Origin of the sequence: Wolbachia endosymbiont of Litomosoides sigmodontis (genome assembly GCF_013365435.1) — a bacterium.
Taxonomy (GTDB): domain Bacteria; phylum Pseudomonadota; class Alphaproteobacteria; order Rickettsiales; family Anaplasmataceae; genus Wolbachia.
The window spans coordinates 808,798-822,903 of the sequence record NZ_CP046577.1 but is presented as its reverse complement, the minus strand read 5'-3'; the positions used below and the strand labels follow the sequence as shown (position 1 = coordinate 822,903).

10 protein-coding genes and 1 pseudogene are annotated in these 14,106 nt (G+C 32.7%); 4 read left to right on the top strand and 7 right to left on the bottom strand.

The window, feature by feature from the left end:
- Window positions 1-16: 16 nt before the first annotated feature.
- Entirely contained in the window at window positions 17-1,999 is a 1,983-nt protein-coding gene (locus GOY07_RS03325) for an ATP-binding protein (protein WP_175838202.1), read from the top strand.
- On the opposite strand, the gene GOY07_RS03320 is transcribed toward GOY07_RS03325, so the two are convergent.
- From GOY07_RS03320 to GOY07_RS03300, 5 genes are all read right to left on the bottom strand, one after another.
- The gene (locus GOY07_RS03320) at window positions 1,982-2,989 is read right to left on the bottom strand and encodes a COX15/CtaA family protein (RefSeq protein WP_175838201.1); all 1,008 of its coding nucleotides are present in this window, start codon (window positions 2,987-2,989) and stop codon (window positions 1,982-1,984) included. The two genes, GOY07_RS03325 and GOY07_RS03320, sit on opposite strands and share 18 nt — an antisense overlap.
- Before the next feature lie 1,358 nt (window positions 2,990-4,347).
- Entirely contained in the window at window positions 4,348-4,824 is a 477-nt protein-coding gene (locus tag GOY07_RS03315) for a hypothetical protein (protein WP_175838199.1), read from the bottom strand.
- An 8-nt stretch (window positions 4,825-4,832) separates the two neighbouring features.
- Window positions 4,833-5,312 carry a F0F1 ATP synthase subunit B family protein gene (locus GOY07_RS03310; protein ID WP_175838197.1) on the bottom strand — a complete coding sequence of 160 codons (480 nt, stop codon included), beginning with the start codon at window positions 5,310-5,312 and terminating at the stop codon, window positions 4,833-4,835.
- A 3-nt stretch (window positions 5,313-5,315) separates the two neighbouring features.
- The gene (locus tag GOY07_RS03305) at window positions 5,316-5,543 is read right to left on the bottom strand and encodes a F0F1 ATP synthase subunit C (protein ID WP_175838195.1); all 228 of its coding nucleotides are present in this window, start codon (window positions 5,541-5,543) and stop codon (window positions 5,316-5,318) included.
- 59 nt (window positions 5,544-5,602) lie between these two features.
- Window positions 5,603-6,328, bottom strand: a complete 726-nt coding sequence (locus tag GOY07_RS03300) for a F0F1 ATP synthase subunit A (protein ID WP_175838193.1) — start codon at window positions 6,326-6,328, stop codon at window positions 5,603-5,605.
- 651 nt (window positions 6,329-6,979) lie between these two features.
- Between GOY07_RS03300 and GOY07_RS03295 the strand changes: the two are divergent.
- Window positions 6,980-7,888: pseudogene (locus GOY07_RS03295) on the top strand (IS630 family transposase).
- 129 nt (window positions 7,889-8,017) lie between these two features.
- Window positions 8,018-10,396, top strand: coding sequence for a phenylalanine--tRNA ligase subunit beta (gene pheT / locus GOY07_RS03290; protein ID WP_175838192.1), 2,379 nt, complete (start codon window positions 8,018-8,020; stop codon window positions 10,394-10,396).
- 1 nt (window position 10,397) lies between these two features.
- Here the strand turns inward: pheT and dusB are convergent, their stop codons facing one another.
- Window positions 10,398-11,354 carry a tRNA dihydrouridine synthase DusB gene (gene dusB / locus GOY07_RS03285; protein WP_175838190.1) on the bottom strand — a complete coding sequence of 319 codons (957 nt, stop codon included), beginning with the start codon at window positions 11,352-11,354 and terminating at the stop codon, window positions 10,398-10,400.
- Window positions 11,339-12,661, bottom strand: a complete 1,323-nt coding sequence (locus GOY07_RS03280) for a hypothetical protein (RefSeq protein ID WP_175838189.1) — start codon at window positions 12,659-12,661, stop codon at window positions 11,339-11,341. Before GOY07_RS03280 ends, dusB begins: the two co-directional genes overlap by 16 nt.
- A gap of 154 nt (window positions 12,662-12,815) precedes the next feature.
- Here GOY07_RS03280 and serS point away from each other — a divergent pair, with 154 nt between their 5' ends.
- A complete protein-coding gene (serS, locus tag GOY07_RS03275; RefSeq protein WP_175838187.1) occupies window positions 12,816-14,093 on the top strand; it encodes a serine--tRNA ligase in 1,278 nt (425 codons plus the stop codon).
- The last annotated feature ends 13 nt before the right edge of the window (window positions 14,094-14,106 follow it).

Here is a 14,106-nt window from a genome sequence, read left to right as displayed (position 1 = left end):
AAGAAAGTGTATTTGTATGGTAATAGAAAAGAAGTACAGTAAGATTTTAATAGCAAATAGGGGGGAAATTGCCTGCAGAATTATTAAAACTGCCCGTAAAATGGGTATATCTTGTGTATGTGTATATTCAGATGCAGATATAAATTCTATGCATGTAAGGCAGGCAGATGAGTCAAGGTATATCGGTCCTTCACCTGCTTGTCTTAGTTACTTAAATATTGAGAAAATGTGCGAAGTGGCAATTGAAACAGGTGCACAAGCTGTGCATCCAGGCTACGGCTTTTTAGCAGAAAATTCAGATTTTCCATGTGCTCTACAAAAACATAATATAGATTTCATTGGACCAAGTGCAGAAATAATAGAAGTTACAGCTAACAAAATAACAGCAAAAGAAGTTGCAAGAAAGGCTGGAGTCAATGTAGTACCAGGATATATTGGTAAGGTTGGTGGTGCTATTCATGCAGCTCAGGTTGCAGAAGAGATTGGTTTCCCCGTTATGTTAAAGGCAGCTTCTGGTGGTGGTGGCAAAGGTATGCGAGTTGTAAACTCCAAAAGGGAAATTGAATTAGCATTCACATCAGCAGTAAACGAAGCGGAGAAGAGCTTTAAGGATGGTAGTATCTTTATAGAGAAATATATAGAGCTACCAAGACATATCGAAATACAGATCATAGCAGATAAATATGGCAATGTAGTGTGTCTTGGAGAGAGGGAGTGCTCAGTACAAAGGAATAATCAGAAAATAATAGAAGAAACGCCAGGACCATTCATTAGTGAGAAAGTAAAACAAGAGATGTATTCTCAATGTATTTCCCTAGCAAAGCAAGTTGGCTATTTTTCAGTAGGTACTGTTGAATTTGTTGTGGATAAGGACCAAAACTTCTATTTTCTTGAAGTAAACACGAGATTGCAAGTTGAGCATCCAGTTACAGAATTTGTAACTGGAATAGATATAGTAGAAGAAATGATACGAACTTCCTGTGGAGAGAAATTAAGGTTCAGTCAAGAAGATATTAGATTGATCGGTTCTGCAATAGAAAGTAGAATTTGTGCTGAAGATCCATCAAAGAGGTTTTTCCCTTCGAATGGAAGTATAAAATACTATGATAAACCAAATGAAAATGATTATGTAAGAGTGGATGATGGAGTCTCTGCAGGCTCAGAAATCAGTGTGTTCTATGACTCGATGATTGCAAAGGTAATAACATATGGGAAAGATAGAATAGAAGCAATCAGTAGAATGCAAAAAGCGTTGTCTGAGTGCTATATAGGAGGGGTAACAAGTAATATAGAATTTTTAGAATCTATCTTCCACAATCCAAATTTTATTGCAGCAAAGCTCCATACAAGATTCATTCCAGATTATTATCCAAGTGGGTTTCATGGTGATTTTGTTACAGAGGAATATATTAAAATGTTTATTTTTGCTGGGTTATATATTCATTTAGAAGGTAAGGAAAAGTATTACGGTAAATTGATTGATGAAGTGTTTGTGGTTAGAATAAATGACAATGAATATCTTGTAAATGCAAGGTACCAAGATAATGTTTTAACGACAATATACAATCATAACATGTATTCTGTAAGTGGTAAGTGGAAATCAAGTTATAGGTTACTATGTATTACAATTAATGATGATACTAATATAACATTTAAAGTGGAAAAAAAAGGCAGTGAATACTTCATAAGACATGCAGGAATGCAGGCTGAGTGCTGTATATTTAAACCTCATGTAGCTGAGTTAAGTAAGTTAATGTTAAATAATAAAGCAGAAAAGGTCTCAATAGATGTCGTGAAATCTCCAATATCAGGTTTATTAGTTAAATTACATGTAAACGTAGGAGATCAGGTAGAAATAGGACAACCTTTATTTATTGTGGAAGCAATGAAAATGGAAAATATTATATGTGCTGAAGCGGAAATGGTGATAAAAAATGTTCTCGTTCAAGAAGGAAAAAATGTACAGATTGGTGATGTAGTATTAGCTTTGCTTTCTTAAATAACATAGGAAATATAAACCTGATCCAAATAAGATAAATGAGAATATTTGATGAGCTATAGCAGTAATTATTGGTATGTGCATCAACAAAGTGACCACTCCTAAGATTATTTGGATGATGATGGAGAGTAGCATAGCATACACTTGTTTTACACTGGTATTTTTTATTGTGAGTGTTGTTGTCAAAGCCAGGATTAACAATGCTAGTGCTCGGTGTATAAATTGTACTGTTGCTCTGTTTTCAAAGATATTTAACCATGTAGGCCGTAAGAAAAATAAATCTTTTGGGATAATGTATCCATCCATTAGTGGGAAAGTATTGTAAATTAAACCAGCATTTAATCCTGCAACAAACGCTCCAAAAATTATCTGTACTACAATTAGGGTCAAGATTATTCCTGTATAGTGTATACTGTTACCACTAATCTTAAGTTTAGTTTGCTTTGGCCTAATTTGATAATCAAAAAATTGATATAATAATAATGCAAAAATAACCAATGCTAACAGCAAGTGAAGTGCAAGCATATAGTGGCTTACATGAGGTTTAGTTACCAAACCGCTTTTAACCATATACCACCCAGCAAAAGCTTGCAAGACTCCGAATAATAGTGCTATAGATAACCTTATTGCTATCTTTTTAGATATTCTTTTTTTTAGTGTGAAATATATAAATGGTAGAATAAAAATCAGTCCAGTTAGCCTTGCAGCTAATCTATGTATATACTCTATTAAATATAGAGCACGAAACTCTTCCATGCTCATACCATAGTTAAATGCTTTATATTCAGGTGTAGCCTCATATTTCGATTTTTCTTGTAACCAATCTTGCTTGTTAAGTGGTGGAAGTACTCCGGTAATTGGGTTCCACTCTGTTATAGATAGTCCTGCGTTTGAAAGTCTAGTGAATCCACCGATTCCTACCATGAGGATTGTCATGATAGAGCAGAGAAATAGCCAAATAGCTATGGATTTTGATCTCTTTTGTTTCATAAATCATGCTGAGTTTTATTCCATTGTTGAGAGTGAATAATGAATTCTCCAGGGTGCGAAAAGCTGTAACATTATGCAACAGATTATAGACAAGAAAAAATGCCGATGCTATATAAAAATCAAAAGGCATCTTTTGTTGCTTAATGACTATTGTCAAAAGAATCAGATTAGTAATGTATATCACTACAAAGCAAGACAAAAATAATTCATTTAAACTTGAATTGATATCAATGAAAACAATAAAAACTGAGTAGTGAAAAATTACGAGCTGCAGAGTCAACAAAAAGGTTCAATAGCAAAATTCCTTTAAGTGCAGTATGTTTATAAAGTAATTTCATATTTTAAAAATGAACAATATAAGTTTGCATGTAGCCCTTGATCTAACGTGCTTGTTATTTAATCCAAGCAGACATAGTAGTTGGTGATTCTTCTAATGTTTCCCAAAATCAATAATTTTAATTTGGTGTCCATATTTTGTAATCTTAAACCCAAGTATCAGTGTGTTCACTAACGTTATAAACACCACAGAAAAACACTTTTCTTTAAATCTCTCTACTGAAAAATGGTTACTGCTATTATCCAAAGGTATCATCATATTCATTTTTTGAAATCCAGGCATAAGCGCTGGAACTAATTCATATATTCTAGAGAAAAGGATTTTGTCAGAAAGTTGTGATTGTGATTATAGTAATTCAGTCTTGTCTGCACATAAACTAACTTATCTTACTCTGGTCAAATTCAATCAGTTTTTTTTTAACTGTAATGGATCTAAGTTGTCATTTGCATCATATATTATCACATCTCTTATTAAAATAATAGCATTATTGTATAACCTGGCCTTATTTTAGGTATAGCTGCAAGTATTTCTTGATTCATTACTTTCTATAAGAAGCTTTATGTCTAATTTTAGTCTTGAGTGATCCAAATTTTTGTACTTTCAATCAATTGCTCTATTACCATACTTTGTTCATCTTATTCTAATCCATTTTTTGGTTAGATGTTTCGCATAAGCTAAAAATAGTAGTTATAAATTTAAATAAATAACTAAAATATCTAACTATAAATATTAACATTAAAGTAAAATGTATATATTTCTCTGTTAGAGTTAAAATTGAATCTACAATAAGGAAAGAAGCAAAGAATACTAAGCTTAACTTGATTTTCTTGACTGAGAAGTCATGGTATTTTATAGTATAAATATAAGGAAATTTAAAATTTGTTCGCCATCTGCTTTTATTAATACATGGCCATCACTGTAGCGTATCTTAATCCAATGATTGATGCCTCAATTTGCGTATTTGAACTGTAAAAGATGCTGTATTAGATTTATAATAGAAGAGTTTTCCTTAATTAAACCCCTAATGCAGTTTTTTATTTAGGTTGCGTGAGAATGAAGATATGATCTCACTACTGCGCTTATTATCCTTATGTTCTTGCATTATTTTCTTTACAGCATCAGCGGCTATGTTTGCTGTGTTAGCTTGCAAACCTCCAATGGCTTTTTCAATTTGGTCAGTAACTTTCTTCAAGTGAGAACGGGCATTGTTATTTAACGTCTGATCTAGTTGTTTTCTATTGTGTTTAATGATACTATCAGCCTTGTCAAACGCTTCATTCATCATTTTATTAACTTCTTCATCTAATTTTTTATATTTTTCAGAAGATTTCTTGTAATACTCTAACATATCTCTTCTGAATTTTTCAATCTCTTCATTCGTAAGTTTACTCTTGTTGCGCTTATTGTTAAGAGCATTTTTAATCACTTTCTTTAATGACTTATATGAAAGGATAAAGCCTACAAAAAAAGCAAGACCAATAATCAGTGATGTAGACATAAGAACTCCTAAAATTCTTTGGATATCAAATTAGCAACAAATTCCTCTTCAATTTCAGAATTAGTTAACTTATTGTAATAAATCAAGGCAATATTAGTAGCCATTTGCCTTAACTCATCAGTGTACTCAGACTTAAACTTTGCAACTCCTTCTTCAATAAGCTTGCTTATTTTTTTATCTTCCTCTTCTAATGTATTTTTTACGTCATCCGTCATCTTTTTTACTTGGACTAGTGCATCATCTATGATTTTTTTAGCTTGTATCCTAGCTTGATTTAAAGCTAGATTGTATTTAAGAGTCTGATTTTCTATGAGCATTAGAAGGTAAATGGAACTATTAAAAGAGTCTAATATTTTTTTACTTCTAGTATTTATTATTCTATCTAACTTTGGCAGAAATGAATAGCGTACTACAAAAAACAGTAAAGAAAAAAAAATTAAAAACCAAAAAACTTGAGAAAAGAAAGTTGAAACATCAAGCTGTGGCATATGTTAAGCAACAAACATCAATAGCATTGCAAGAACAAATGCAAGCAACCCTGTAAATTCAACCATACCGGCACCAACATAAACGTAAATTTTCATTTTACTTTCCGATTCAGGATTTCTTGCAAGCCCACTTAGCATAGTAGAAAATATACTTGCTACACCAAGACCTGCTCCCAGTATTCCAAGTACGCTTAAACCAATTGCTATAAACTTTAAAGCTACTAATTCCATATATTACCTTTAACTATTTCTTTATGTATTAATTATAAAATATTCTGGAGAGAAGTCAATTACTTTACCGCATCTGATAAATATATACACATTAATATAGTAAATATATAAGCTTGTAGAATTGCAACAAACACTTCGAATCCTATTAATGCAATTATAAACAGAAACGGTACAGGGGTTAGAGTCAAATGCATATTCATAATAAACCCTGCTACTACTTTGATAATTGTATGGCCTGCGATCATGTTTGCAGTAAGCCTTATTGATAAGCTTATAGGCCTTGCCAAGTAAGCAAGTAGCTTAATAAAAACCATCATGGGTGCAAGCCATGATGGGATGCCTTCCGGTAAGAATATGCGTAAAAATTTTATTCCTCTTTCTTTGAATCCAATAACTGTTGTATAAGTGAAAACTATCAGTGATAAGGTAAAAGTAACTATCACATGACTTGTAACCGTAAAACTATAAGGAAGCACACCAACTAAATTACACGATAAAATGAAAATAAATACTGTAAATACCAACGAAATGTGCTTTAGGCCTTTGCTTCCAGTGTTATTTTCTATTATGGAAATAACAAAATCATATACGTACTCGACCGCAGCTTGCAAATAGCCTGGTATTACTGCCTCTTGCCTTATACCTAAGAGCAAGAAAAGTATGACCAGTACTACTGAAATCATCATAAAAAGGGATGAGTTGGTAAAATTTATGTCATGCCCAAATAATTTAGGTAATTCTACTATTGTATGTATTTTAAACTGTTCTAGTGGATTTAATTCCATTTTTTACCCTATAGATTTAGACTGTAACAGTAAATAAGGTATTAATTCTATAGGATGAAGTCAAGAATTTAAGATAGTACAGGATCATATAACACTAGACTTTTTACAAACCATATAGTTTTTGCTTAGCTGTCATTTAGGTAAACCGAAAAACTACTTGGTAAGCCTTGTCGTAGATTTAAGGTGTTTAGTTGGTCTTTAATTTATGTAGATTAAGTGACGAGGTATCATATAATTGGCGTCTTATGTTTAATTTTTTACACTATGTGCATTCTATGTCTTTATAACCTTTCTAAGTTTTAGCTACATAAGCTGGAACGCCCTTATAGAGAGTTTAGAGTAAATACTATCTAATACAGGATATTTTTTACTTTTTTCTACTTAGTGAGTTTCTTAATATTTATGCTAGGATTTAGTTGCATTAAAAAGCAACTAAGTTATGGTTATTAATTATTTAAAATGTAAAAAAATGCCAATGTTTTTAAATGGATATTAGCCAAGGCTTTTTTTCTTATATTAATCTTACTATATAAGAAATGGGTAAACAATAGTGAAAAGGAGGTCTTGCTGAAGTAAGTAAAATATCAGGTTTTTTTAATGGCATTAGAATCAAAATTATTGGATAAAAAGTTTGTGAAGTAGACAAAAGAAGTGCTGAAAAAAGTGCGAAATAACTCATATTTTACAAAAAACTAAATGCTGTAATTGTAGTAAAAATATGTTGCTCTTCAAGAGCAGCACTAATTGCATGGATAAAGTATCTAAAACTTAGAAGAGAAGAAAAATTTTTTGCTTATCTTTAACGTCGTAGAAAAATTAGATTGAATAATGGTCGATTTGGACAAGTTAAAGTGTGAATATAAGTAAATACTAATATTATCATTAAAGATAAAGAGAGTGAGAATTTAGGAAAAATTTGGCTTAAATGTTAGCAAGTCTGTAGTATATCGTAATATAAAAAAATGAGATTTTTGTATATTACACCAAAATTAATTCACAATGAACGGGATATAAAGTAAACAGGAAGAGTAAAAAAACTTAGTGAAGTTATTGGTGAGTATCATGAATTAAGAGTTATTCATCTTTGATGAATTGTGGTTGGCACGCATTTAAAAGTTGGATTGGTGATCTAAAAAGGGCGTTAAAACATGGGTGAAAGTAAGATTAAATGGACAAAACTTTTATCTCTACAATGTAGTGAATTCTAGAAATGGAGAGCTCTAGCTTATTTGTGCCGAATATCAACACTGATTGTATGAATATATTTCTTGAACAAATGTCGTAATGTTTAGAACACAAAAAGACTTTTCTATCATAGATTGTGCTAATTAGAATAAGTTAAAAAATTTAAAGATACCTAAAAATATCAAAATTATATGCTTATCATCATACTTGCCTGAGCTCAATCCTATTGAAAGATTTTGGTTACATATGAAACAGAACATTTTGCGTAATTAAGTCTATAATATAATTACTTTGCTTGAGTGTGCTTTGTGTAAGTTCATTACCTCTCTTCTCACTTACTCCACAATTAAACAACTCTACAATGTCACTTATTAACCTATTAATAATAAGAATTAGTTATAAACTTCTCTATTGTTTCTTGTAATAGAGAAGCCATTTGCTACAACAAACTTTAAAAGCATTACATTTTATATTACAATAACTTTTTTGTTTCTTTCAGGATTCATGAAGTTTACATTATCTTGGTTACTAGAGTACTTAGAAACCAATGCTAGTTTAGAAGAAATCACTGATAAGTTAACTCATATAGGGTTAGAAGTAGAGGATGTGGTCAACAATACCAAATTAGCTGGATTTATTGTTGCAAAAATATTGGAAGTAATACCTCATCCCGATGCTGATAAGTTGAAGCTCTGCAAAGTACATGATGGAAATAAAACTCTACAAATAGTTTGTGGAGCAAATAACGTTAGAGAAGGCTTAAAGACTGTACTTGCATCTCTTGGCAGCACATTGCCAGAAAGTAATCTTACAATTAAGACCATGAAAGTACGAGGGGTGCTAAGTGAAGGAATGCTCTGCTCTGCTTCTGAGCTTACCTTGGCTCAAGAAAAAAGCAAAGAGATAATTGAGCTTTCTGATGATTATAAAGTGGGGGATAAATTTTTCAATTGTGATTCTGTAATTGATATAAATGTCACTGCAAATCGTGGAGATTGTCTGAGCGTGTATGGAATAGCTCGAGATTTGGCAGCAACTGGAATTGGGACATTGAGTTCCTTAACTCGTTTTAATGCTATTTCAGTGCATAATGTAAGAATTCAAGATAGATTCCAGTCTGGAATAACAAAGAGTTCTTCTATAAATGTTAAGGTTATCGATGGCGAGAGCTTTATTAGTGGAGTATACATTTCCAATGTGAGAAATAAGGGGAGCCCAAGGTGGTTAAAAGATAGGCTGGAGTCAATAGGAATGCGTTCTGTTTCTGCAATAGTTGATATTACTAACTATATTATGATGTCATTTGGTCGCCCGATGCATGTGTATGATGCAAGAAAAATAGAAGGAGAACTTATAGTACGCAAAGCAAATGATGGAGAAAAATTTACTGATTTAAATGGTAAAGAGTACTTATTAAATAATGATATAAGCGTTATTTCTGATGGTAAGAATATTCATGCAATTGCTGGAATTATAGGTAGTGAGTGCAGTGGATGTACACTTGAAACTACTGAGATCTTTTTAGAATCTGCTTGGTTTAATCCTATCTCTGTTACTAAATCTTCAAGGCAACTTAACATTTCCACAGACTCGAGTTACAGATTTGTACGTTCAGTTGATCCTGGATTTGTTCTTGATGGGCTCCATTTTGCAACTCAGATGATTGTTGATTTGTGTGGTGGGGAAGCCTCAAATATAGTGTTTGCTGGCAGCTTAGATGAGGCTGATACTAAGGTGAGTTTTAATTATCAAGATGTAAACAAGTTTGGAAGTGTGTCTATATTGCCTAATGAGATGTTTGATATCTTAACAAAATTAGGGTTTAGCACTGATAAAAAAACTGAGAATAATTGGGATGTAAAAGTACCAAGCTGGAGATCGGACATTGCTATATCTGCCGATCTAATTGAAGAGGTAGTAAGAATATATGGATATGATAAAATAAAAGAGGAGCCACTAATAGACAGCGTTGATGTAGAAATTAATACGCACGGTGATTTGCGCATTTTGATGGCAAGTAGAGGATTTTATGAAGTGCTCACTTGGTCATTTATGAGTGAATCGATGGCTGAAAAATTTGGCTACTCAGATAAGTTATTTATCATTGATAATCCATTTAATAGTAATTTCAATATAATGAGGCCAAGTATCATTCCAAATTTATTGCAAGTTACCGCCGACAACATTGTCAATGGAATTTTTGATCTTGCAATTTTTGAGATTGGACAGGTTTATGATAGTCTTGATCAACCTAAGTATGTTTTGAGTGGAACAAGAACAGGCAATAATTTGCCGAGAAACCATTATAATACTGATAGGAAGATAGATATTTTTGATGCAAAGGCTGACTTAATAGCAGTTTTGGAGTTTTTTAATGTCAGTTATGAAAATTTAACAGTAGAAAAAGCAGAAAAAGAATATTATCATCCAGGTAAGTCAGGCACTTTCTTCTTCAAAAATAAAGTGATAGGTTGTTTTGGGGAGTTGCATCCTGATATATTAGGTCTTTTTAATATTAAACAAAAAATTGTAAGCTTTGAGATGATATTAGAAAATATTGAAAATTTACCTGTGAGAAGAAAAAATTTTATTGATTATAAGTATCAAAGCGTAAAGCGCGATTTTGCGTTTATTGTAAATAGGGATATAGAAGTTGGTAAAATAGTTAACATGGTAAAAAAAAGCTCAGAGCTCATCACGGAAGCTTTCTTATTTGACGTATACCATGGAAATAACATGGAGCCGAATAAAATGTCTATAGCATTATCAGTTACTTTCTGTTCTCCGACTCACACCTTAATTGAAGAGGAAATTCAAAAAGAATCAAGTGCTATAGTTAATTTAGTGTGTAAAAATACTGGAGGAATCTTAAGGTGTACCTAATTCATATTTGACTAAAGAAGCTAACTATATTTTCTTTTACTTCCATACTATCTATTGTGTTATTTACTCTCATGCGAAATTCAGATGAATCTTTAAACCCGCTGCTGTACCAGCCTATGTGTTTGCGTGCCATCTTTATTCCCATGTCATTTCCATAATATTCGAGAATATTGTCGTAATGCTCAAGTATGATGTTCAGTCTCTCTGAAGCTGTTGGCTCAGAAATTTCACTTCCACTTAAAAAGTTCATTGCTTGATTAATCAACCAAGGCCTGCCGTAAGCACCACGACCTATCATTACTCCATCTGCTTCAGATTCTTTGAGTGCGTTTTGAATATCATTCATATTTTTAATATCGCCGTTTACTATTACCGGAATCTTTACTTGTTCTTTAACATTTCTAATAAATTTCCAATCTGCTTGACCATTATAAAGCTGTGTCCTTGTTCTTCCATGCACAGTTATCATCTTTACTCCAAGGTCCTCTGCAATCTTTGCTAAACGTGGGGCATTGCGATTTTCATCATTCCACCCGATACGCATTTTTACCGTAACTGGCACGTTCACCGCTTTGACTACAGCCTTTATTATTTTAGCAGCCTTTTTTTCATCGCGCATTAGCGCTGATCCTGCATAACCATTTACAACTTTTTTAACTGGGCAACCAAAATTTATATCTATGATTTTAGCTCCCATGTTCTCATTTAATTTTGCAGCTTCTGCCATTACATCTGGCTCGCATCCAGCAAGCTGCACAGCAGTTAAGTCATCAACCTTTGCCTTTTGTATACTTTGGCGAGTTTGCATAATCATAGCTCTGCTTGCAATCATCTCTGACACTAACAATTTTGCACCAAGTTTCTTTACAATGCTTCTAAATGGATAATCTGTCACTCCAGACATTGGAGCTAAGATCACAGGAGAATCAATCATCACATTTCCTATCTGCAGGGGCATGGAGTTAATGGCAATTTTTTATTGTAAATCCATGGTGTACAAGCTTGAACATTTTGCTCTTTTAAAGCAATAGATGTTTGTGTGCTTGGCGGAAGGTCACATAACAATCCGTATTTTAAATGTTCTTTCCATTCTGTATCATTCATAAGTGCTTCAGCAAATTCTTTTCTTTTCTCTTTTAATTGCTTTAAATCAGGTTTGTATTTTGATAGCTCTGCATCAATCTCATCAAATGATTTATTTTCCTTAAACATTTGTGTAATTTTATGAGCATTTTCTAATGCAAATATTCCGCAGTTATAACCATCATTTTGCTGCTTAATCGAAGAGCTTCTTATATCATCATTCCCAATTCCCAAAGCTGCTTCCAATGCACTTACTATACTATCAGTGTTTATTGGAATGTTAACTAATCCATCCTTTCTTTTCTTACACATTTGTGCTGTTTCTTGCACATCTTTGCTCATTTCTTTTTTTCCTTGTGTATTTAATGCCCAAGCTTGCTTGTTGAGAGGAAGCATTAAATCGTTTTTAATTTCATTTGCGTTTTCTATATTACTACGTTGACTGCCAAAACGTGGTAGTTTGGCACTAAAAGAATCACAGTAATAGGCTCTAAATTGCCCACTGCCTGGATTATATGCAATAACTAATGTGGTCCAATGACGATTTCTTAAATTTACCACTGAAGTAAACGTTACTTTTCGATCTTCTTGTTCTACCTTATTTTCGTATTCTATTAACCTTTCATTCAAAGTTTCAAGATTGCCAGGAATGCAGAAAAATACATCATTCGAAGAGCTTTCTGAATATCCATATTTAATTCTTGCAATATGAGCAATATCGTGCTGCTGTAGCCAGTAAGCATATTTTCCTCCATTTGTCTGATGTACAAGAGTTTGTAAATCTTCATTAAACTTTTTACTGCCCAAATCACTATCTTTTGATGCCATAGAGATAGAGCTTCTATGATTGTTGTTTCTTGAGCCATATTCACTGCTAATAACACTATTCTCACTTAGAGTCTTTTGATTTTTCTCTCTTGCATTGACATAATCCTTTACTGAATGATATAAAATCTCAATAATTTTATATGCTACTGCAAGAGCTGTCCATATCACAATCCAAACTATAGGATGAGAGATTAGCACAGCAAGTGGTAAGATTGAGAGTGAAGATCCTATTATCAATCCCAAATAGCTAATAGTAAACGTAGCTGCTAGATGTATACTAAAAGTGTAAATAGCAAATTTCTCACCGACCTTGAGCTTAATAAAGCAAATGCTTTCTTCTATAGTGCCTGACATATTTACTCTGTGAATGCAAGTTAACTAAATTTAAACAAATCCTAAGGGTAAAGTCAACCATGATGAGCTTAGCATCTATTTCATGATATGTGCAAAAGTATTGAGTATTAAAAGCTTTTAAAGTACAGTAATAGTATCAGTAGTAGCACAATGTATGCATGATATAGAATATATACGCCAAAATTCTGAAAGCTTTGAAAAAGCAATGAAAAGCAGGGGAGTGAAAGAATTTTCTGCAGAAGAGATACTAAAAATTGATTGCGAGAAAAGGTCATTGACTACTAAATTGCAGGATTTGAATAGAAAACGCAATGAAATCACTGAGAAAATAAAAAAGCTTAAAATGAGTAAGAGCTCTTGTGAAGAGCAAGTAAAGTCATCAAAAAATATCACAAATGAGATAGAAGCAATCAGCTTAAAGGAGCAAATAGAAAAAGATAAATTAATTAATATCTTGTCTAGTTTACCGAATATCCCTGTGCAAGATGTACCAATAGGTGCGGGTGAGAATTCTAATTTAGAAATGAGAAAATATGGAGAAAAAAGGAAATTTGATTTTGTGCCAAAGTCTCATTATGAGCTGGGAGAAGAGTTGGGTCTAATGGATTTTGAGCAAGCAGCAAAAATTTCTGGATCAAGATTTGCAATATTAAAAGGGCAGTTAGCTAAGCTTGGGCGAGTGCTAATAAATTTTATGCTTGAAATGCATGTTAATGAATTTGGCTATACTGAGGTATATCACCCGGCATTAGTAAAAAATGAGGCTATGTATAACGTTGGTCAGCTACCAAAATTTTCTGATGACTCATACTTAACTACCAGCGAATTAAGATTAATTCCTACAGGCGAGGTGTTTTTAACGAATTCAGTTGCTAATAAAATAGCGGAGGAAAAGGAATTGCCTATTCGTTTTACTGCATATTCAGAATGTTTTCGTAAAGAGGCTGGTAGTGCGGGACGAGATACTAGAGGTATGATAAGGCAACATCAATTTGGTAAAGTAGAGTTGGTAAGCATCACAACTGAGGATCAATCAAATGATGAACTTGAGCGTATGATAGGCGTTGCTGAAGAGATATTAAAAAAATTAGAATTGCCATATAGAGTAATGCTACTATGTAGCGGCGATATGGGCTTTGCTGCACAAAAGACTTATGATATAGAGGTGTGGTTACCTGGGCAAAATAAGTATAGAGAAATATCAAGCTGTTCAAATTGTGGTGCGTTTCAAGCAAGGAGAATGAGCACTAAATACTCTTTAGAAACGGATAAAAGGGTAAAAAAATATGTTCACACTTTAAATGGCTCAGCTTTAGCTATAGGAAGAACGATTATTGCCATAATGGAGAATTATCAAAATTCTGATGGGTCGATTATAATACCAAACGTGTTGCAAAAATACATGAGTAATGATATTGTTATAAACAAATAATACTCTTGATATA

Bases quoted from the DNA above. Each gene is read 5' to 3' on its own strand.
- serS (WP_175838187.1), top strand. From the start codon at position 12,816: ATGCATGATATAGAATATATACGCCAAAATTCTGAAAGCTTTGAAAAA.
- pheT (WP_175838192.1), top strand. From the start codon at position 8,018: ATGAAGTTTACATTATCTTGGTTACTAGAGTACTTAGAAACCAATGCT.
- dusB (WP_175838190.1), bottom strand. From the start codon at position 11,354: ATGCCCCTGCAGATAGGAAATGTGATGATTGATTCTCCTGTGATCTTA.
- GOY07_RS03320 (WP_175838201.1), bottom strand. From the start codon at position 2,989: ATGAAACAAAAGAGATCAAAATCCATAGCTATTTGGCTATTTCTCTGC.
- GOY07_RS03325 (WP_175838202.1), top strand. From the start codon at position 17: ATGGTAATAGAAAAGAAGTACAGTAAGATTTTAATAGCAAATAGGGGG.
- GOY07_RS03280 (WP_175838189.1), bottom strand. From the start codon at position 12,661: ATGTCAGGCACTATAGAAGAAAGCATTTGCTTTATTAAGCTCAAGGTC.
- GOY07_RS03300 (WP_175838193.1), bottom strand. From the start codon at position 6,328: ATGGAATTAAATCCACTAGAACAGTTTAAAATACATACAATAGTAGAA.
- GOY07_RS03310 (WP_175838197.1), bottom strand. From the start codon at position 5,312: ATGCCACAGCTTGATGTTTCAACTTTCTTTTCTCAAGTTTTTTGGTTT.
- GOY07_RS03315 (WP_175838199.1), bottom strand. From the start codon at position 4,824: ATGTCTACATCACTGATTATTGGTCTTGCTTTTTTTGTAGGCTTTATC.
- GOY07_RS03305 (WP_175838195.1), bottom strand. From the start codon at position 5,543: ATGGAATTAGTAGCTTTAAAGTTTATAGCAATTGGTTTAAGCGTACTT.